This is a genomic window from Microbacterium sp. (assembly GCF_017305435.1).
Classification (GTDB): Bacteria; Actinomycetota; Actinomycetes; order Actinomycetales; family Microbacteriaceae; genus Microbacterium.
Genome location: NZ_JAFKIP010000004.1, coordinates 19,349 through 39,074, shown reverse-complemented (window position 1 = coordinate 39,074; position 19,726 = coordinate 19,349). Strand labels below are relative to the sequence as shown.

Below are 19,726 nucleotides of genomic sequence, written 5' to 3'. Positions count from 1 at the left end.
GGGGGCGTGTGTGCACCTTCCAGGCGACCACCTACCTGTCGCCTCCTGGGAGGACCCGCATGGACCCCGCCACCCGCGCTGATCGCCGCCGTCGTCGTCTGCTGATCGCCACGATCGCGGGCGGGCTCGTGCTGCTCCTGCTGGTCGGTGTCGGCATCTACGGGCTGCTGCGCGGCCCCGCACCCCGCACCGACACCACTCCCGCCGACCCACCGAGCTCCACCGTGACCGCCCCGCCGGCCGGGCCGTCCAGGGAGGGGCCGGTGGCGGTGCCGCAGGTCGGCGGCCCGGAGGCGTTCGCTCGTGCGGTCGCCAGCGCACTGTTCACCTGGGACACCACCACCGGTGACGGCCCGATGGACTACGCGCAGATGCTCGCGGATGTCGCCGCAGATGAGGAGGCGGCCGCGCTGGCTGGGGATGTGCGGGCGTATCTGCCGACATCGGAGGCGTGGGGGCAGCTCCGTCAGTACCAGACCCGCCAATGGCTCATCATCGATACCGCGGTCATCCCGGAGGCGTGGCAGACCGCGGTCGCGCAGGCCGCACCGGGCCAGATTCCCGCAGGCACCCTCGCGTACACCATCGAGGGCACCCGGCACCGGGACGGCATCTGGGGCACCAAGCCGGTGGAGGCGTCCCGGCCGGTGTCGTTCACGATGTTCATCGTCTGCACCCCGGCAGTCACAGGCCGCGGCGTCACCGGCACGACCTGTGAGCTGCTGCGGCTGTCCCAACTCGACAACCCCCTCCGCTGAGAGCAGGTGGTTGTTGTGTGGAAGAAGCTCGCCGCGTTCGCGGTCGCCGTGCTGTTCTTCGCCCCTTCGGTCGTGTTGGTGGGGGTGGCGGCCGTGGTCAATCCTGCGATGACCGCATGCGCACCGGGCTCCCTCGCAGTGGGGCCGATCCCGGAATCGCTCACCGCCACCACCCGCAACGGGCAGACCGTCACCCTGAGCCGTACCCAGCTCACCCACGCCGCCACAATCATCATTGTCGGCGGGCAGACCAGCGGTGTCGGCCGTCCCGGAGTGGTGATCGCGCTCATGGCCGCCCTCACGGAGTCCACGCTGCGGATGCTCGCCAACACCGGCACCTACCCCGAGTCCGGCGACTTCCCGAACGATGGCAACGGGTCCGATCACGACTCCCTGGGCCTGTTCCAGATGCGGCCCGCCGCCGGGTGGGGCACCGTCGCCGAGCTCATGGACTCGACCTATCAGGCGCGTGCGTTCTACGGCGGCGAGACCGGCCCGAACCACCCGTCCCCGCGTGGGCTGCTGGACATTCCCGGCTGGCAGCAGATGGACCCCGGCGAAGCCGCCCAGGCCGTCGAGGTATCCGCCTACCCGGACAGGTATCAGAACTACCAGCCGGTCGCCGAAGCGATCCTCGCCGCCCTGACCCGCCCGCCCGCCACGGGCGGAGGAGGCGGCGGGGCGCCGATCGTGCCGGAGACGACGCGCATCGTGTTCCCTCTCCCCGAAGGGACGTGGGTGGACACCGACAGTTTCGGGTGGCGCACCGACCCGTTCACCGGGGAACGCGCGTTCCACGCAGGGTCCGATCTTGCCGCCGCGGACGGTACCCCGATCCTCGCCATCGCGGACGGGGTGGTCGTGCACGCCGGGCCCAGCGGCGGCTTCGGCGGGCTCGTCATCATCGAGCACTCCGTCCGGGGCGAGCGGGTCGCGTCGTACTACGCGCATATGTGGGAGACCGGCATCCACGTCACCGAAGGGCAGACCGTGACTGCGGGGCAGCACATCGGAGATGTGGGTTCGTCCGGCCGTTCCACCGGACCCCATCTGCACCTGGAAATCCACCCCGGCGGGCAAGGGCAGCCTGCCGTCGACGGCACCGCCTGGCTCGCCGACCACAATGCGGAAGGCGTCACCGGCGGGGACATGACCCTCGCGACCTGCACCGCTGAGAGTGGGGCCTGATGGACGTGTTTCCCGACTTCGGCGGCGTCGGCGGTGCCGCCGAGCTGCGCTCCATCGTCGGGGCGCTGCTGATGTTCGTCCTCATCATCGCCGTGCTCATGCTCATCGTCTGCGCGATCGTGTGGGCGGTCGCCTCCTCCAGCGGCAACTACCAGGCCGCGACCAAAGCCCGCACCGGCCTGCTCGTCGCCCTCGGCGCCGCAGCGCTCGCCGGTGCCGGGGTCTCCTGGGTGAACTTCCTCCTCGGCGTCGGCGAACAACTCTGACCGGAGTGAGCGCGGTCAGTCCGCGTCAGGGTCGTGTCCGGCGGGCGATGATCGCCCCGTGAGGCCGGGCGCTGGGGTCCGTGCGAGTGTGCCGACCGGTCACGGTGAACCCCGCCTCCTCGACCAGCCGCGCCAGTACATCGGTGGGCCAGAAGTACGCGGTGGTCACCGCGTGATCGAACGGCGCCACCTCGGACCCCTCGAAGAACCCGAGCGCGAGCGACCCGTCCGGTGTGAGCGCGCGGGCGAACTCGCCGAGCACCAGCGGCACATGGGCCGGGTCGGTGTGGATGAGCGAGTACCAGGCCAGGACGCCGCCGACGCTCGCATCCTCCGCGTCGAGATGTTCGGCCCATCCGACACGGAACGGGACACCGGGGTAGCTGGTCCTGGCGTGGTCGATGAAGACCGGCACAGGATCGACACCCTCCACGTCGTGCCCCTGGGCATGGAGCCACGCCGTCCAGTGTCCCGGCCCGCAGCCGACATCAAGAATGCGGCCGGCGACCCCGCCGGCCCAAGTGCCGATCAGCGTCCGGTCCTGCTCGGCCGTCGCCTCGATGAACCCCAGGGCGTCGATGTACTCAGCCGCACGCTCCGCGTACGCATCGCTCACCTCACTTACCGACACCCCTCCACGATACGAGGCACCGTCCGCGTGAGCGGCCTCGTGGAGTGACGCGGTGCACCTGACCGTCGAGAACACGTCTCGCGAACAGTCAGGAGCATCCCCGTGATCGACATCGACCCCAACAGCTCAGGCCTTCCCGGCATCGAGCAACTGCGCATCATCGTCGGCGCCGTCATGACCGTCGGCCTCATCCTCTCCGTCCTCGCCCTCATCATCAGCGCGATCGTATGGGGGTTCGGCGCGAACTCCTCCAACCCGCACCTCGCCAGCCGCGGCAAAGTCGGCGTGCTCGTCTCCTGCGGTGCGGCGATCATCTGCGGTGCCGCGGTCACGCTCATCAACTTCTTCTGGGGCGTCGGGCAGGCCGTCTGATGACCACCCCAGCAACGCGCCTCCCGCGGGGGTGGGTGCGGTGAGCGTGTGCGATGTCCCAGTCATCTCCGCCGTCTGCGACGCCGTGGGCGAGGGCACGGCATCGTTGATCGCGGCGCCGTTCGACTGGCTCGGCCAGGCGATGGCCGGGGCGGCTGCCTGGCTGTTCGAGGCGGTCTGGACTGTGTTCGACACCACCACCCTCGTCGACGTCACTTCTCCGGAGTACATCGGGGTCTACAACGTCCTGTTCGGGGTCGCGGTCTTCGTGATGCTCGTGTTCTTCTGCCTACAGCTCATCACCGGGCTCATCCACCGCGACCCCACCGCCCTGTCCCGCGCCGCCCTGGGACTTGCCAAGAGCATCCTCGGATCGTTCCTCGTCATCACCCTCACCGCGCTGCTGCTGGAAGTCACCGACCAGCTCGCGGTCGGGATCGTGCAGGCCACCGGCAACACGATGGAAGGAATGGGAACCCAGATCGGGCTCCTCGCCACCGGACTTGCCGGGATCAACATCGCCGCCCCCGGCGTCGGCGCGATCCTGACCATCTTCCTCGCCGGCCTCGCCATCTCCGCCGCCGCGATCGTCTGGTTCAGCCTCCTCATCCGCAAGGCGCTGCTGCTGGTCGCGATCGTCTTCGGCCCCATCGCCCTGGCCGGGGCGACCTGGGATGCCACCAAGGGCTGGTTCGCCAAGTGGGCGGCGTTCGTGATCGCCCTCATCTTCTCCAAGCTCGTCCTCGTCGTCATCTTCCTCGTCGCGATCGGGCAAGTCTCCGCCCCCATCGAAGCGGACCTCGCCTCCATCAGCGACCCGATCGCCGGGGTGGTGCTGATGTTCATCGCCGCGTTCGCCCCGTACATCACCTACAAGTTCCTGTCCTTCGTTGGCTTCGACATGTACCACGCGATGTCCAGCGAGCAGGAGGCGAAGTCCGCACTGAACCGCCCGGTTCCGGTGCCGTCCGCACCCAAGGGCGACAGCGCGAAGAAGGTCCTCGACGGCGGCAGTGATACCGGCGGCAAGCCCAGCGGCGGAAGCGGCGGAGGGGGTGGGCCGACGCCGCCTGCGGGTGGCCCGGCGGCATCGGGCGGTGCCGGAGCGACCGGAACTGCCGGGGGCGCTGCGGCGTCATCCGGCGGAGCGGGCGCCGGAGCCGGAGCCGGAGCCGGTGCGGGGGCGGGTGCCAGCGCGGGCGCTGGTACGGCCGCGGGGCCTGTCGGTGCGGCGGTGGTCGTCGGCGGTGCAGTGGTCAAGGGCGCCGCGACCGCCGGACCGAAAGCCGGTGCCGCTGTCGGCGGTGCCGCGGAGAGCCATGCCGGGGCTGCGGCCGAACAGAGCACTCCGCCGCCGGTCCCGCCCGCGCAAGGCACGCCGCCGCCATCGTCAGGTCCGGTACCCTCCACGCCGCCGACCGCCTCGCCTGCGCCGCCATCGCAGGAGTCCCCGTGGTCGTCACGAAAGTCCGACCCGCCGCCGCCTCCGTCCTCGAAGTCCTCCGGGAAGGAATGAGCCAATGGCCGCCACCACGCACACCGGGTACCCGCTGGGGGCGGTGCAGTTCTCCCGCCTCACCCGCCGCGGGATCATGCTCGGCCTGTCATTGCCGCAGCTGATCGTCCTCGGCATCGCGATCCTCACCATCGTCGCCTCCCTCTACACCAGCGGCGGCATGGGACTGGCCTGGACGTCCCCGGTCTGGGCCGGCGCCGCCCTCCTCGCCGTGATCCCGGCAGGGGGCAGGAAGCTGATCGAGTGGGTGCCGATCCTGACCCGCTGGGCCGCCCGCACCTGTCTGGGCCAGCTCATCTACCGGCGCCGGGTCATCCGCCCGCGCCCGGCCGGCACCCTCGCCCTGCCAGGAGACGCCGCGCCGCTGCGCGAATGGGAAGACCCAGAGACGGGGGCGGCGATGATCCACGACCCCCACGGGCAGACCCTCACCGTCATCCTCGGCGTCTCCCACCCGGCGTTCGTGCTCCTGGACCCCGGCGAGCAGCAACGCCGCGTCGCAGGGTGGGGCCGCGTGCTCGCCGCCGCCTGCCGGTCAGGGCGGATCGCCCGCATCCAAGTCAGTGAGCGGACCCTGCCGGACTCGGGGACGGGGCTGGCGGAGTGGTGGCGCACCCACGGCACCGACGACGGCTCCTGGGCCGCCACCACCTACGCCGAACTCATCGACCGCGCCGGCCCCGCCGGGGAACGCCACGCGACCACAATCAGCCTCGCCCTGGACATGAAGAACAGCGCCCGGCAGATCAGAACCGCAGGCGGCGGGATACGCGGCGCTGCGGCAGTGCTGCGGCAAGAGATGACCACCCTGAGCACGGCGCTCCGCGCGGCAGAGCTCACCTCGACCGGGTGGCTCACCCCTGGCGAGGTCGCCGTCATCCTCCGCGGAGCGTACGACCCCGCCGCAGCCCCCGCCCTGGAACGCCACGGCGACCTCGGCCGCGACCTCGCCACCGCCGGTCCAGTGGCGGTCACCGAGACCTGGGACCGCCTGCGATCCGACAGCGCCTTCCATGCGGTGCTGTGGATCACCGAATGGCCCCGCTCCCAGGTCTACCCAGGGTTCCTTGCTCCGCTCGTGCTGTCCAACGGCATCCTCCGCACCCTCGCGCTGCACTACACGCCGGTCCGTGCCGACCAGGCCGCGAGGGACCTGCGGAAGAAGAAGACCGAACTCATCTCCGACGCCGCCCAACGCCGCAAGATCGGGCAAATCGAGGACGCCGCCTCCAGCGCGGAGCTCGATGACGTGCTGCAACAGGAAGCGGACCTGACCGCCGGGCACGGCGTCCTCCGTGTCTCCGGCCTCGTCTCCGTCTCCGCCCCGACCGCGGACGAGCTCGACGCCGCGGTGGCCGCAGTCGAGCAGGCCGCGATCCAAGCCTCCTGCGAGACCCGCCGCCTCGTCGGCCAGCAAGCCCAGGCATTCACCGCGACCGCGCTGCCGCTGTGCCGCCCGGTCTGACCCATCCCACCATCAACCGTTCCCTCGTGAGGAGTCCCGACCATGCCAACCTTCGACAACCCCGTGGAGGACGCGATGGAGGCATCCGCCGCGCTCCGCGGCCTCGCCCACGCCACCCGCACCTTCGACAACCCCGCCGAGACCTACCCGGTGCTCGGGGAACTGCTGGCCGGGGTGCGGTCGCTGCGGCAGGTGCTCGACCAGCTCGCCGCCGCCCACATCAACGCCCGGTCCCGCGCGCACACCGACGCGGGCAGCCAGCCCGCCGGGGCGACGGCGGCGCTGGCGGCGGCAGACGAGCTGCACCAGGCCGGCACCCTGCTGGACACGGTCCATGACCGGGTCGATGCGGCGATGTCGCAGTCCGGGCGAATCGCCTGGCACCCCGCCCCCGAACCCCTCGACACGACAGGCGCGACGCGCACCACGGTGCAGGCTGGGGAGCTGAGGTTGACGGTGTGGCCGGACGTGCCGCTGGGTGAGCACCAGCGGTACGCCTACCACATCGAGAACCCGGCCACCGGGCAGTCGGTCGACGGACGGGACCTGTTCACCGGCACGGGCGCCCCCGTCTCACCGGAGCGAGCGCTGCGCGAGCTCGCGGTGTTCCTCTCCGCCGCAGGCGACGCACGCCAGTTCGCGATCGAGAATCCCGGCCAGCACACCGACAACGACGGGGCGTTCCCCGATTGGGTGGCCGATGCCGCCCGCCAGCACCCCGACACCCTGATCGAGCTGATCGATCACGACCCAGACATCGCGGAGAGGACGAGCAGGCGGTGGGTCAGTGTCGTGTTCCTCCAAGGCGACGAAGCCGATCAGGTGCTCGACATCATCGACCGCGACGGCGCTGATGCGGCGATCGAGCACCTGTCCGGGTACGACTTCGGGGAGGAGACGACCCAGGCGGCGCTCGAGAACGGCTACGTCTACGACCAGCCCCCGACCGGCGCCCTCGACCGCACCGCGACCGGGGACGTCTACACCCTCACCTACAGTCCCTTCCTCGGCCACGTCTCCCTGCTTCGCACCCACGACGCCGTACCGGACCCAGCGCTACTGAACAGCGACACGACCGCGCCCACTCCGGCTCCCGCACGGCGGACGGTCGAACGGGCGCCGGTGCGGGCGGGACGTGCGAAGGCGACGGATTGGTTCGCCCGCCGGCCGGGCGCATCCGCCTCGCACGGGCGGGGGTTGGCACTGTGACCGAAAAGGATGAGGGCCGTCTGCACACGGCGGTGCTGGTCGGCCCGGAAGGTGAGCGCCGACGGAACCGCAAAGCTCGCCAGCAGGCCGCCACCCGGATCGAGACAACCGCCCGCGACACACGGAAGGCGGAGGCGAAAGCCAGATGGGAAGCCGAGCAAGCAGAAAAGCGCGCAACGACGTACCTGCCGGCCGCCGGCGAGTCCGGTCCTGCCGCGTTGCGGACACCGGGGCGGCTGCGGCTTCCGAAGCACCAGGACACCTCCGCCACCCTCGCCGGGCAATATCCATTCCTCGCCGAAGGCGGCCTCGGCTCGGCAGGCGTGTTCGTCGGCCAGGACCTCTACTCCGGTGGGTCGTTCGTCTACGACCCGTGGGTGCTCTACCAGCAAGGCCTCATCACCGCCCCCAACGTCGTCCTCGCCGGGATTGTCGGCTCCGGCAAGTCCTCCCTGGCGAAGTCCCTCTACACCCGCTCGCTCCCTTTCGGCCGGCGCGTCTACGTCCCCGGCGATCCCAAGGGCGAGCACACCGCCGTCGCCGAAGCGGTCGGCGGGAAAGCGATCGTCCTCGGCCACGGGCTGTCGAACCGGTTGAATCCGCTCGATGAGGGCCACCGCCCCTCGGCCGTGTCGGATGCGGAGTGGGCGATGCAAGTTGCTTCCCGCCGCCGCGACCTCATCGGCGCGCTGGCGGAGACGGTGCTGGATCGTGTGCTGTCGCCGTTGGAGCACACCGCGATCGACCTCGCCCTCCAAGACGCTGTGAGGAGCGCGGAGGTGCCGATCCTGCCGATGGTCGTCGACCGCATCCTGGCGCCCAACCCCGCAGATGATGAGGACCGGCGACTTGCCGAAGACGGCCGGCTGGTCGGCCACGCCCTGCGGAGGCTGGTGGCGGGCGACTTGCAAGGGCTGTTCGACGGTCCCTCAACGGTGAGGTTCGACCCGTCCCTGCCGATGGTGTCGCTGGACCTGTCTCGCGTCGCCGAGAACTCCACGCTCATCTCCGTGCTGATGACCTGTTCCTCCGCGTGGATGGAATCGGCTCTGTCGGACCCGAACGGCGGGCAACGGTGGGTGATCTACGACGAAGCCTGGCGCCTCATGCAATACCCCGCCCTGCTGCGACGCATGGATGCCCAATGGAGGCTCGCTCGCCACTTCGGGATCGCGAACATGCTGATCTTCCACAAGCTCTCCGACCTGGACAACGTCGGCGACCAGGGTTCCGCGATGAGAGCCCTCGCGTCGTCGCTGTTGGCGAACGCGGAGACCCGGATCGTCTACCGGCAGGAAGCCGACCAGCTCGGCTCCACCGCCACAGCCCTCGGCCTCACCGGCACCGAACAGAAGCTCCTCCCGGGTCTGGGCACCGGGCAAGGGTTGTGGCGGATCAAGGACCGCTCCTTCGTTGTCCAGCACCAGCTCCACCCCGCCGAGCTGACCGCGTTCGACACCACCACCCGCATGACATCAAAAAGTCGCGGGTTCAGCAATCCCGACGCCGCTTCGGGAATCGTGAACGATCGGCAGGAATCCTGATGGCCCGCCCGCATTACAAGCGCACCGGCTCCGAACCCGAACCCGAACCCCGAGACGCACCCATCCCTGTCGTGCTCCCGCACGTCGTCATGGACATCGCCCCGGACGGGCGGATGACCGTCACCGTCGACGGGACACCCTACGAGCCGGAGCCGTTCGCCCCGGCGTGGCGAAGGGAAGACTTCGCCCGCATCCTGGACCAGCTCACCTCCCAGCACCGTTCGCCACTGCGAGTCGAGGTGCGCGAGGCGAACGGGACGACGTTCACCGACATCATCACCCCCAGCACACGCCGCCGCCCCCAACCTGAGCCCGCACCGGCCCCGCCACCGTCGCGACGGGTGATGCCGGAGCTCGTCACGCTCCACGGGGAGGGGTTCGTGCCCGGCGAGGACGTGGGGATCGCGATCGTGATCGCGCACGGCGACGCCGGCCCGGACGGCACTATGCGTGCCCTCCTCACTGCCGAGCAAGCCGCGGCGAGCCCGACCCGCGAGGTCGTCCTGCTCGGCCGCGTCTCGGGAACCCTCACCATCGGACACCCCGCATGAGCACCCCCACACCCGCCAGATCACTCGGTGACGAGCTCAGCAACCTCGGCATCGGCGTCCTCATCGCCGCCGCGGTCCTGGCCGGTCTCCTGCGCGCGGCCGGGTCGGTCGCCGCGTGGATCACCGGCGCCGCCCAGCCCGCAGGCGGGATCGAAGCGGGCCTGGGGGTGCTGCTGAACCCCACAGACCCGGCAACCGCGCTCGACGCAGAAGGGCTGCACGCCGTCGCGTACTGGATCACCGCCGCTGTCCTCATCCTCGCAGCTGGGGCGCTCGGCTGGTGGGGGTGGCGGCTGCTGCGCGATCATGGCCGGCAGATCAAGACCGACCCGTACCGGATCGCGGGGATCGCCACCCGAACCGAGGTCGCCCGGGCTGCCTCCGAGACCGCGCTGCTGCGCCGGGCCGGACACCTGCGCCCGTCCCTCGACAAGCCGACCCCGGAGGATGTCGGCTACCGCATCGGCGTCTCACGCGGGCACGGCGTCTGGGCCTCGGTCGAAGACTCGATCCTGCTGCTCGGGCCGCCCCGATCCGGGAAGGGCGCAGGGATCGTCATCAACATGATCCTCGACGCCCCTGGCGCGGTCGTCACCACGAGCACCCGGCCGGACAACCTTACCGCCACCCTCCGCGCCCGGCAGAAGATCGGCCCTGTCGCCGTGTTCGACCCCCAGCACCTCGCCGAAGGCGTCCCCGCCGGGCTCAGATGGTCACCCATCCGCGGGTGCGAGGACCCGCTGACCGCGATGATCCGCGCCACCGGGCTCGCCGCCGGCACCGGCCTCTCGGCAGGCGGTGTCGAGGGCGGCGGTTTCTGGGAGGGCAAGACCCGCACCGCACTCCAAGCGCTCCTGCACGCCGCAGCTCTCGACCACCGGCCGCCCGGCGAGCTGTTCCGGTGGACCCTCGACCCATCCGCTGCCGCGGACGCGGTGGCGATCCTCACCGCGAACCCACGAGCCGCGGTCGGGTGGGCGGAGTCGTTGCAGGCGATGATCGACTCCGACCCCCGCACCCGCGACTCCATCTGGCAAGGCGTCTCCCTCGCCCTCGCCGCCCTCGCAGACCCGCGCGTGCTCGACGCCGTGTCACCGCGGGAAGGCGAGGACTTCGACCCCGAAGCGTTCCTCCGCGCCAAAGGCACCCTCTACCTGCTCGCCACCGGCGCCGGCGCCAACAACAGCGCGGCGCTGGTGGCGGCGTTCGTGGAAGACCTCGTGGAAGCCGCCCGCCGCATCGCCGCAACCAGCTCCGGCGCCCGCCTCGACCCGCCCTTGCTGCTGGCGCTCGATGAGGTCGGCAACCTCGCACCCTTGCCGTCCCTGCCGACGCTCATGGCTGAGGGCGGTGGCACCGGGATCACCACCATGCCGGTGCTCCAGTCGCTCGCGCAGGCGCGGGAGAAGTGGTCGGAGAACGCGGCGGGCGCGATCTGGGACGCTTCCATCGTCAAGATCATTCTCGGTGGCGCGTCGAACTCGAAGGACCTGCACGACCTGACCACGCTCATCGGAGAGCGGGACGAGGTGACCGACTCCACCACGATCGGCGACCACGGCTCCCGCTCCGCGCAACGCTCCATCCGCCGCGTGCCGATCATGCCGCCCGACACCATCCGCACCCTCCCGTTCGGCACCGCGCTCGTCCTACTGCGCGCCGCACCGCCCATCGTCACGCGACTGCGCCTATGGACCGACCGGCCCGACGCCAAGACGCTACGCGCCGACCGGACCGACATCGAGGAACTGCTGCAACGCCGCCCACTGGGGAGCCCTGACGCACCTGCCTGACAAGAGCGGTTCTGTCATGGGGCCGCCGATGCCAGGAAGGGACGGTCGTCATGGCGATCCACACGCAGGAGTCGTTCACAGGGTTCATCGCCTCGGACCCGCAGCTCAGCCACACCGCTAAGGGCGAAGCGAGGTTCTATGCCCGTGTCGGGCAGGAGCACTACCGCAGGGAGCCGGACGGGTCGTTCACGGAGCTGGAGACCACGTTTCACGACCTCGTGGCGTATCGGACGACCGCTGAGCGGGCGCATGAGCGGTTCGCGAAGGGCGACAGCTTCGTCGCCGAGGGTTACACGCACCCGTACGAGTACGAGAGGGACCGGCAGACCGTGCAGGGAGAGGAGTTCGTCGCCAAGAAGATCGGCCACGACCTCGCCCGCACCAGCTACGAAGTCGACCGCAACCCGCGCACCACTCGTGTAGCGGAGGGAGAAGCCCCGGCATCCACCGCAGCCAGGGAGGCCACGCGCAACGAGGAGCCCCGCCGCTCCTCCCCGTCGACCGCACCGGCGCTCGGGCTGTGACCGAGGAGACGATGATGGCCGAGGTCGATGACATCCCCGAGCAGGACGAGCCAGAGCCCGCTCCCTTGGACGACACCGACGACACAGAAGTGCCGGAGGAGGACGCTGGTCTGCTCGCGGAACCGCCGCATCCGGTCAACTGGAACCTCCTCACCGCCGAGGAGGCCGCCGGCGAATGGGTCGAGCTCGACAAGTGGGTGACCTGGTTGCGCCACACCTACGGGCTCCCCGCGTCCGTGGTCCCGCCGTTCTGGCACCGCCACCCGGAGCTGGTGTGGGAGCTCAGCGCCCTGCACCTGCACTGGCTGTGCGCCTACGACCCAGAGGAGAACGGGTCAGCACCCAACGGCTGGCACCGCGACTTCGCCGACGCCCGCCAACGCCTGCGCGACTGGGTCGCCGCCTGCGGCACCCGCCTGGACCGCGACCGCGCCACCCGGCAGACCGCATGGCCCGGCGAGACGCCCACGGAGACGATCGAGGACATCGTGATCCCCGACCGGGCGGCGGACTTCCGAGCGTTCGTCAAGGCCGATGTCGCACGCCGCCAGGCCGCTGAGGATGCCTTCTACGCGAGCCTCGGCGCCGACCCAGAAACCGGCGAGGTGTCCGACGATGACGAGCCCACTCAGTGACCGCGGCATCGGCACCGTCGAGCCGCTGTGGTGCCCCAGGGAGGCGTCGGAGTTCCTGACCGTCTCCCAGGCCACACTGTCCCGGTGGCGGCGCGAGAAGGTCGGGCCACCGTTCGTGCAGGTCGGTGGCGTTTACCGCTACAACCCCGTCACCATGCGCGCCTGGGTGCGCGAGCAGGAGACAGCGCATGGCTGACCCCCGCAACCGTCGCATGCCGCCGGTCGGCGTCAAGCTCACCACCGACGTCGAACGCCGCACCGAAGGCTTCCGCGCCCGCGTGCGCTGGACCGACCCCTCGACCAAGAAGCGCGTCGGCCGAGTCAGTCACGTCCGCACCGCGGAGGAGGTCGAGGAGTTCTTCGAGCAGATGCGTGCCGCGACCGAGACCGGCAACGACACCACCATCACGCTCGCCGCCTACGCAGCGTCGATCGGTGACAGGTGGCAGCGGGGCCTCGATCCCACGTCCACGGCTGAGCTCTATGACACCGGGCTTCGGCTCCGCGTGCTGCCCGCGCTCGGGCACATCCGGGTCGCGAAGATCACCGCCGGGATGATCGACCGCACCATCGACGGCTGGGAGGCTGAGCACTCCGCCTCGACTATCAAGAACTCCATCGCCCCGCTGGTCCGGGTCCTGGATGAGGCCGTCCGTGACGACATCATCTCGATCAACCCGGCCAAGCACCGTGCCCGACGCAACCTCGGCAAACACGTCACCCACACCACCGGAGCGCTCCGCCAGTACGCCCTCCCAGACCTTCCCACGTTGCAGAAGCTCGCGACCGCGTGCGGGAAGGTGCACCAGTCGTATTCCGATCACATCATGCTCGCCGCTCTCCTCGCCGCCCGCGGCTCAGAGGTCGCAGGGCTACGGGCCGGGGACGTGGACTGGGGCAACCGCATCGTGTGGATCAGACGCCAGCACTATCCCGGCAAGGGTGGCCTCGTCGTCAAGCAGACCAAAGGCCGCAGCGACCGCCCCGTCCCAATGCTCGACGCCCTCGAACCCATCCTCGAACGCCTCACCGACGGCAAGGAGCCCGACGATCCGCTCCTGCGCGGGCCCCGCGGTGGCGTCCTCACCACCGCCACCGTCCGCGACGCCACCCACTGGGACGACCTCGTGGCAAAACTCGGCTTCGGCAACCTCACCCGGCACGGGCTGCGCCACACCGGAGCGACGTGGATGGCTGACGCCGGCATCGCCCTGCACGTGCTCCAAGAGATTCTCGGACACCAGTCGATCGAGACCACCAAGGGCTATCTGCACCCCGACCATCGGCACCTCGCCGAAGCGGCCCGACAGGCCAACCAGTTCCTGTCCGCAGCACCCACCAGAAGGGACACCACCCGCCGCGACGGACCCCGCCTGTGACCGCCTCCGAACCCCGCTCCGACCCCTCCAGAAGGGGCCGGAGCACCGTCCTGCGCGGATTCTGGTCCACTCGACGGGCACCTTCTGGTGCACTTCGCGGGCGAGGACACTGAACGGGAGTGGTCCACTTCGGCGGCGACCGGATCGAGCAGATCGGGCGAGTGGACCAGGCAGTGACCACGTCCAGATACGACGAAGCCCTGGTGAAAGTTGCCTCTCACCAGGGCTTTTTGTCGGGATGACAGGATTTGAACCTGCGACCCCTTGACCCCCAGTCAAGTGCGCTACCAAGCTGCGCCACATCCCGTTGTTTAGTTTTCGTGCAGTCACGCCGCTCTAACTCACCTGACCCCCAGTCAAGTGCGCTACCAAGCTGCGCCACATCCCGGTCCATCGCCCGCACGCGGACAACTCCCCTATCGTAGCCTGTCCGCGAGGCCGTCGCGAACCGAGCAGGACCGAGAGCCCACCGGCCCGGCCGCCCGACCCGAGCGCGATGTCTGACCGGGCGCGTAGCGTGTCGGCATGAGCGAGATCGAGATCCGCGTGGCATCCACCGACCGCTTCGCCGACGCCGAACACGCGCTCACCGGTGGCGGCGACGGCGCGTCCTGCTGGTGCCAGTGGTGGATGCTGCCGAACAAGGACTTCAACGCCACGTCCCGCGACGAGCGGCGCGAGCTGTTGCGGGCCGACCTCACCGCGACGCCCGCATCCGCGCTCATCGCCTACGTCGACGGCGCCGCAGCGGGTTGGGTCAAGGTGTCGCCTCGCCCCGACCAGCCGCGGCTCGCGCGCACCCGCGATTTCCAGCAGTCCCCCGAACCCTTCGACGACCCCTCGGTCTGGGCCGTGACGTGCTTCGTCGTGCGGCGAGAGCACCGCGGCGCCGGCCTCGGTGCCCGCCTCCTCGCCGCAGCGGTGGAGCACGCGCACCGCCACGGCGCCCGCGTGATCGAGGGGTATCCGGTGGATGCCGCGGTCAAGAAGACGACGTCGAACGAACTCTTCCACGGCGCACTGTCGACCTTCTTCGACGCGGGCTTCCACGAGGTCGCTCGTCCGAAGCCCGCGCGGCCGATCGTGGCGCTCGCGATCAGCTGACCGCGCTTCGCACTCCGCGCCCCGCGCCCCGCGCCCCGCGCCCCGCGCCCCGCGCCTACGATGGGTCCGAGGTGCGCAGCGCGCACCCGAGACCGCTCGCGCGAAGGAGCCCCGTGGCCGCACCGACCTCGACGCCCACGAGCGCCGACCGCACATCCCACGACACCCGGTGGTGGGGTTTCGGCCTCTACGTCGCCGCCTCGGTGGTCCACGTCGCAGCCATGGTGTTCGGGCTCGACGCTCTCGTGTACCCGACGAAGCTGCTCCTCATGCCCGCGCTCACCCTGGCCGCACTCGTCGCGCTCGGCATCCGCGCGCGCTCCCGCGTCGGAGCGTTGCTCCTCCTCGCGATCGCCTTCTCGTGGCTCGGCGACGGCGCGGGCATCTTCTTCCCGTTCCTCGACGACGAGCTGCCCGCGATGCTCGCATGCTTCGGGCTCGCGCATCTCGCCTACATCGCTCTGTTCCTGCGCGCCCTCGCCCGTCGGCCGCTTCCGCGCTGGGCTCTCGTCTATGTCGCCTGGTGGGTGACGATGATCGCCCTGCTGTGGCCGCACCTCGGCGCGCTCGCGATCGGCGTCGCGATCTACGGCGTCGTTCTCGGTGGCACGGCGGCCTCCGCCGCCCGCGGCTCCCGCATCACCGCGGCGGGCGGTGCGTTCTTCCTGGCCTCCGACACCCTCCTCGCGCTCCTGCTGTTCCTGCCGGGCGTCTCCGACGCGCTCACAGGCCCGTGGGTCATGCTGACGTACACGATCGGACAGGGTCTCCTCGTCTTCGGCGCGGTTCGGCTGCTGACACGAGGAGAGCGATGACCGGCTCGGTCCGGGTGGATGCCTGGCTCTGGGCCGTGCGCATCTACAAGACCCGGTCCGCGGCGACGACCGCATGCCGCGCGGGGCATGTTCGCGTGGGCGGCGAGAAGGCGAAGGCCGCGCAGCCCCTCCGCATCGGCGATGAGCTGCGCGTGCGGATCGCCGGCTTCGACCGCATCCTCGTCGTTCGGCAGCTGATCGCGAAGCGGGTCGGCGCCCCGCTCGCCGCCCTCGCCGCAGAGGACCGCACGCCACCGCGGGAGCCCGTCGCCCAGCTCGCGGTGCGCGATCGCGGAGCCGGCCGGCCGACCAAGCGGGAGCGACGCGAGATCGACCGGCTGCGCGGCCGCGACGACGAGCTGTAGTCCGAGCGGCGCGGTTCAGGCCGGCAGCCACCGGGGCCCGTGCACCTTCGCGCCGAGAGTCTCGACGCGCACACGCAACTCGCGGTCGCTCGTCACGACCGTGACGGCCCTCCCCGCGTCCCGGAGCGCGCGCGCCTCGGCGACGATCTCGTCGTCGCCCGCCCCGCGCGCACGGACGACGCGCACCGGGCTCTCCACGGCATCCGCGATGTCACGTGCCTGCCCTTCGACGATCACGACGATCTCGGGGAACCATACGTCTCCCGGCAGATCGAGCAGCGCGGCGTCCACGCCGTCGATGGCGAGCAGCGTGAGGCGTTCGACGAGCCGCGATGTCGCCCCGGCGCGATCGCGCCACCAGCCGTCCGGGACGGACCCGACGACATTCGCGGCATCCACGATGATCGCCGGCCGGACCGTCAGCAGCGACCGCAGGAGCGGCCACGCGGCGGCGAAGCCGGGGTGCAGCGGGTGCGCGTCGACACCGTCGATCGGCACCCACGCCAGCTCGCGGCTCTCCGGATCGCTGATGACGGGTTCGAACGGGGCGATGACATCGGCGACGAGCGTCGAATAGGTCCAGATGGCGGCGTCGTGGACGCTGATCAGGCGCGGGCGCACGGCGGATGCCGGCACACCCGCCTCCTCGGCCGATTCGCGCAGGGCCGCATCGCACGCGGACTCGTGCTCGTGTCGTGCGCCTCCGGGGAGTGCCCACGTATCCCCGTGGTGACTCCAGGAGACGCGATGCTGCAGCAGGATGCCGCGGTCGGGATCGAACGCGAGGAGGCCAGCGGCCCCGAACCGCCCCCAGTACCGGGTGCCGTCGTCGGCGACGACCCAGGCATCACCGGGGTCGCGCGGGCCGTCCGGCCGACGCGGCTCACCGGGCGCAGGCGGCACGATCGTCACGCCTCCAGCCTGTCACACGGAGCTCGTTGGGGCGCGCGCGAAGTCACATTCGCGCACGACACGCCACATGTGCTGTCGTCGCGAGGTCTGACCACAACATATGGTGGTCAGACCACAACTCCTCCCCTTTCGGAAGAAGGTCGCAGCATGGCATCCTCCCGCACGATCTCGGTCAAAGACACGGTCGACGAGTACCTCGCGCGCGCCGACTGGCGCGTCAACGCGAACGCGAACCAGGGCTACTCGTTGGGCGGACTCGTGCTCAACGCCTCGGGCAAGCTCATCGCGAACTACTGGCTCGACGAGGTCTACTCAGCCGAGGCGGGGCGCGCCCATCGCGAGGGCGATCTGCACATCCACGACCTCGACGTCCTCGCCGGGTACTGCGCCGGGTGGTCGCTGCGGATGGTGCTCGAACAGGGCATGGGCGGTGTCCCCGGGCGCGTGTCGAGCGCTCCCCCGCGGCACTTCTCGAGCGCTCTCGGTCAGCTCGTCAACTTCCTCGGCACGCTCCAGAACGAGTGGGCCGGCGCGCAGGCGTTCTCCTCGTTCGACACCTACCTCGCCCCGTACGTCCGCCGCGACGCCCTGAGCTACCCGCAGGTCCGGCAGGCGCTGCAGGAGTTCGTCTTCAACCTCAACGTGCCGAGTCGCTGGGGCACGCAGACCCCGTTCACGAATCTCACGTTCGACTGGGTCTGCCCCGACGACCTCCGCGCGCAGCGACCTCTGATCGCGGGTGAGGTGCAGGACTTCGCCTACGGCGACCTCGCCGATGAGATGGGGCTCATCAACCGCGCGTTCATCGAGGTGATGACGGAAGGGGATGCCGAGGGGCGCGCCTTCACCTTCCCGATCCCCACGTACAACATCACGAAGGACTTCGACTGGGAGGGCGAGAACGTCGAGGCGCTCTTCGCGATGACCGCGCGATACGGCCTGCCGTACTTCCAGAACTTCGTGAACTCCGACCTCGACCCGGGCATGATCCGCTCGATGTGCTGTCGACTGCAGCTCGACCTCACCGAGCTCCTCAAGCGCGGCAACGGCCTGTTCGGCTCGGCGGAGCAGACCGGTTCGATCGGCGTCGTCACGATCAACTGCGCGCGTCTGGGGTTCCTCCACTCCGGCGATGAGGAGGGCGCGCTCGCACGCCTGGACGAACTGCTCGACATCGCGAAGGGCAGCCTCGAGGCCAAACGCGCCGTCATCACGCACCACCTGGATGCCGGGCTCTTCCCCTACACGCAGCGCTACCTCGGCACCCTCGACAACCACTTCTCCACGATCGGCGTCAACGGCGTCAACGAGTACGTGCGGAACCTGACCCGCGACGAGCACGACCTCACCGATGACACCGGTGCGGCAGCTGCGCTGCGGCTCCTGGATCGCGTGCGCGAGCGCATCACGCGGTTCCAGGAGGAGACGGGCCGCATGTACAACCTCGAAGCGACCCCCGCAGAGGGGACGACCTACCGGTTCGCGAAGGAGGACATCGCCCGCTTCGGCGACGCCGGCATCCGGCACGCCGGCACCGCGGAGAACCCCTACTACACGAACTCGTCGCAGCTTCCCGTGGGGTTCACCGCCGACCCGTTCCTGGCGATGACGCTCCAGGAGCCGCTGCAGCAGAAGTACACCGGCGGAACCGTCCTCCACCTCTACCTCGGCGAGGCGATGGAGTCCGCCCGCGCGTGCCGGGACCTCGTCCGCCGCTCGCTCGAGCGCTTCCGGCTGCCGTACCTGACGATCACGCCGACGTTCTCGATCTGCCCGCGTCACGGCTACGTCTCCGGCCACCACGAGACGTGCCCGACGTGCCGGGCCGAATGCGAGGTGTGGACGCGCGTCATGGGGTATTTCCGGCCCATCTCCGGGTTCAACATCGGCAAGAAGGGCGAAGCTTCGGAGAGGACGTATTTCGTCGCACCCGCGCTCACCCCGCAGGAGGGGCCATGGTCCGTGCCGCCGCAGCCTGTGAGCTGAACATCGCCGGGATCACCGCGTTCTCGACGGTCGATTGGCCCGACCGCCTCGCGGCCACGATCTTCCTGCAGGGATGCCCGTGGAACTGCTTCTACTGCCACAACCCGGCGCTCATCGACCCGCGCGCAGAGGGCGAGTTCTCCTGGAGCGACGTGCTGGACCTCCTGTGCGAGCGCATGGGGCTCCTGGATGCCGTGGTGTTCTCCGGCGGCGAGCCGACGCTCCAACGGGCGCTCCTGCCCGCGATGCGCACCGTCCGGAGCCTCGGCTTCGGCGTGGGACTGCACACAGGGGGCGCCTACCCGGGCCTCCTGGCGCAGGCGCTGCCGGAGGCCGACTGGGTCGGGCTCGACATCAAGGCCGCACCGGACGACTACGATCTCGTGACCGGCCGGCCGAACAGCGCCGCCACCGCGTGGCGCTCCCTCCAGCTCGTGCTCGGCAACCGAGAGCTGCGCGCGGGGACAGACCGGCCGCTCGAGGTCGAGGTGCGCACCACCGTCCATCCGGCGGCGATCGACGACGCGCGCCTGCGCACGCTCGGCTGCCGCCTCGCCGACGCGGGCGTCGACCACTGGGCCGTGCAGCGGTTCCGCGGGGCGGGCGCGCGCAGCCCGCTGCCGCGGGTCGCGGCGGATGCCGCGGCATCCCTCGCCCTCGACGACCTTCCGACCGAGCTGTTCGCGAGCCTCACCGTGCGCTGAGAAGCCGTG

21 protein-coding genes and 1 tRNA gene are annotated in these 19,726 nt (G+C 70.4%); 19 read left to right on the top strand and 3 right to left on the bottom strand.

Annotated features, from left to right (window positions below):
- The first annotated feature begins 59 nt into the window (after window positions 1-59).
- Genes J0I43_RS06320 through J0I43_RS06310 form a run of 3 tightly spaced genes read left to right on the top strand, consistent with a single transcriptional unit; the run spans window position 60 to window position 2,212 of the window.
- Entirely contained in the window at window positions 60-758 is a 699-nt protein-coding gene (locus J0I43_RS06320) for a hypothetical protein (protein WP_292860748.1), read from the top strand.
- A 6-nt stretch (window positions 759-764) separates the two neighbouring features.
- Entirely contained in the window at window positions 765-1,946 is a 1,182-nt protein-coding gene (locus J0I43_RS06315; protein ID WP_292860745.1) for a M23 family metallopeptidase, read from the top strand.
- A complete protein-coding gene (locus J0I43_RS06310; protein ID WP_292860741.1) occupies window positions 1,946-2,212 on the top strand; it encodes a DUF6112 family protein in 267 nt (88 codons plus the stop codon). The genes J0I43_RS06315 and J0I43_RS06310 overlap by 1 nt, the downstream gene beginning before the upstream one ends.
- A gap of 25 nt (window positions 2,213-2,237) precedes the next feature.
- On the opposite strand, the gene J0I43_RS06305 is transcribed toward J0I43_RS06310, so the two are convergent.
- Window positions 2,238-2,828, bottom strand: coding sequence for a class I SAM-dependent methyltransferase (locus J0I43_RS06305; RefSeq protein WP_292860739.1), 591 nt, complete (start codon window positions 2,826-2,828; stop codon window positions 2,238-2,240).
- A gap of 117 nt (window positions 2,829-2,945) precedes the next feature.
- Between J0I43_RS06305 and J0I43_RS06300 the strand changes: the two genes are divergently transcribed.
- Genes J0I43_RS06300 through J0I43_RS06250 form a run of 11 tightly spaced genes read left to right on the top strand, consistent with a single transcriptional unit; the run spans window position 2,946 to window position 13,831 of the window.
- Entirely contained in the window at window positions 2,946-3,215 is a 270-nt protein-coding gene (locus J0I43_RS06300) for a DUF6112 family protein (protein WP_022883069.1), read from the top strand.
- A 40-nt stretch (window positions 3,216-3,255) separates the two neighbouring features.
- A complete protein-coding gene (locus J0I43_RS06295; protein ID WP_292860737.1) occupies window positions 3,256-4,731 on the top strand; it encodes a conjugal transfer protein TrbL in 1,476 nt (491 codons plus the stop codon).
- Between the two features lie 4 nt (window positions 4,732-4,735).
- Complete coding sequence (locus tag J0I43_RS06290; RefSeq protein WP_292860734.1) at window positions 4,736-6,196, top strand: SCO6880 family protein; 1,461 nt, start codon at window positions 4,736-4,738, stop codon at window positions 6,194-6,196.
- A gap of 42 nt (window positions 6,197-6,238) precedes the next feature.
- On the top strand, window positions 6,239-7,405 hold the full coding sequence (locus J0I43_RS16450; RefSeq protein ID WP_367267544.1) for a hypothetical protein: 1,167 nt from the start codon (window positions 6,239-6,241) through the stop codon (window positions 7,403-7,405).
- Entirely contained in the window at window positions 7,402-8,949 is a 1,548-nt protein-coding gene (locus J0I43_RS06280; RefSeq protein ID WP_292861926.1) for an ATP-binding protein, read from the top strand. The genes J0I43_RS16450 and J0I43_RS06280 overlap by 4 nt, the downstream gene beginning before the upstream one ends.
- Window positions 8,949-9,500 carry a hypothetical protein gene (locus J0I43_RS06275; protein WP_292860731.1) on the top strand — a complete coding sequence of 184 codons (552 nt, stop codon included), beginning with the start codon at window positions 8,949-8,951 and terminating at the stop codon, window positions 9,498-9,500. The genes J0I43_RS06280 and J0I43_RS06275 overlap by 1 nt, the downstream gene beginning before the upstream one ends.
- The gene (locus tag J0I43_RS06270; RefSeq protein ID WP_292860728.1) at window positions 9,497-11,293 is read left to right on the top strand and encodes a type IV secretory system conjugative DNA transfer family protein; all 1,797 of its coding nucleotides are present in this window, start codon (window positions 9,497-9,499) and stop codon (window positions 11,291-11,293) included. Before J0I43_RS06275 ends, J0I43_RS06270 begins: the two co-directional genes overlap by 4 nt.
- A gap of 50 nt (window positions 11,294-11,343) precedes the next feature.
- Window positions 11,344-11,817 carry a single-stranded DNA-binding protein gene (locus J0I43_RS06265; RefSeq protein WP_292860725.1) on the top strand — a complete coding sequence of 158 codons (474 nt, stop codon included), beginning with the start codon at window positions 11,344-11,346 and terminating at the stop codon, window positions 11,815-11,817.
- A 14-nt stretch (window positions 11,818-11,831) separates the two neighbouring features.
- Window positions 11,832-12,452 carry a hypothetical protein gene (locus tag J0I43_RS06260; protein WP_292860722.1) on the top strand — a complete coding sequence of 207 codons (621 nt, stop codon included), beginning with the start codon at window positions 11,832-11,834 and terminating at the stop codon, window positions 12,450-12,452.
- Entirely contained in the window at window positions 12,433-12,648 is a 216-nt protein-coding gene (locus J0I43_RS06255; protein WP_292860719.1) for a helix-turn-helix domain-containing protein, read from the top strand. Before J0I43_RS06260 ends, J0I43_RS06255 begins: the two co-directional genes overlap by 20 nt.
- The gene (locus tag J0I43_RS06250) at window positions 12,641-13,831 is read left to right on the top strand and encodes a tyrosine-type recombinase/integrase (RefSeq protein ID WP_292860716.1); all 1,191 of its coding nucleotides are present in this window, start codon (window positions 12,641-12,643) and stop codon (window positions 13,829-13,831) included. The genes J0I43_RS06255 and J0I43_RS06250 overlap by 8 nt, the downstream gene beginning before the upstream one ends.
- Before the next feature lie 233 nt (window positions 13,832-14,064).
- On the opposite strand, the gene J0I43_RS06245 is transcribed toward J0I43_RS06250, so the two are convergent.
- Window positions 14,065-14,138, bottom strand: a tRNA-Pro gene (locus tag J0I43_RS06245).
- A 218-nt stretch (window positions 14,139-14,356) separates the two neighbouring features.
- Between J0I43_RS06245 and J0I43_RS06240 the strand changes: the two genes are divergently transcribed.
- From J0I43_RS06240 to J0I43_RS06230, 3 genes are all read left to right on the top strand, one after another.
- Window positions 14,357-14,935 (top strand): GNAT family N-acetyltransferase, encoded by a 579-nt coding sequence (locus tag J0I43_RS06240; protein ID WP_292860713.1) that lies wholly within the window; start codon window positions 14,357-14,359, stop codon window positions 14,933-14,935.
- Window positions 14,936-15,048: 113 nt separating this feature from the next.
- A complete protein-coding gene (locus tag J0I43_RS06235) occupies window positions 15,049-15,750 on the top strand; it encodes a lysoplasmalogenase (RefSeq protein ID WP_292860710.1) in 702 nt (233 codons plus the stop codon).
- A complete protein-coding gene (locus J0I43_RS06230) occupies window positions 15,747-16,115 on the top strand; it encodes a S4 domain-containing protein (RefSeq protein WP_292860707.1) in 369 nt (122 codons plus the stop codon). The genes J0I43_RS06235 and J0I43_RS06230 overlap by 4 nt, the downstream gene beginning before the upstream one ends.
- Window positions 16,116-16,130: 15 nt before the next feature.
- Here J0I43_RS06230 and J0I43_RS06225 read toward each other — a convergent pair whose 3' ends face one another.
- On the bottom strand, window positions 16,131-17,027 hold the full coding sequence (locus J0I43_RS06225; protein ID WP_292860704.1) for an NUDIX hydrolase: 897 nt from the start codon (window positions 17,025-17,027) through the stop codon (window positions 16,131-16,133).
- A 147-nt stretch (window positions 17,028-17,174) separates the two neighbouring features.
- Between J0I43_RS06225 and J0I43_RS06220 the strand changes: the two genes are divergently transcribed.
- Together J0I43_RS06220 and J0I43_RS06215 are read left to right on the top strand one after the other, a co-directional pair.
- Complete coding sequence (locus J0I43_RS06220) at window positions 17,175-19,013, top strand: ribonucleoside triphosphate reductase (protein WP_292860701.1); 1,839 nt, start codon at window positions 17,175-17,177, stop codon at window positions 19,011-19,013.
- Window positions 18,983-19,717, top strand: coding sequence for an anaerobic ribonucleoside-triphosphate reductase activating protein (locus tag J0I43_RS06215; protein WP_292860698.1), 735 nt, complete (start codon window positions 18,983-18,985; stop codon window positions 19,715-19,717). The genes J0I43_RS06220 and J0I43_RS06215 overlap by 31 nt, the downstream gene beginning before the upstream one ends.
- Window positions 19,718-19,726: the final 9 nt, after the last annotated feature.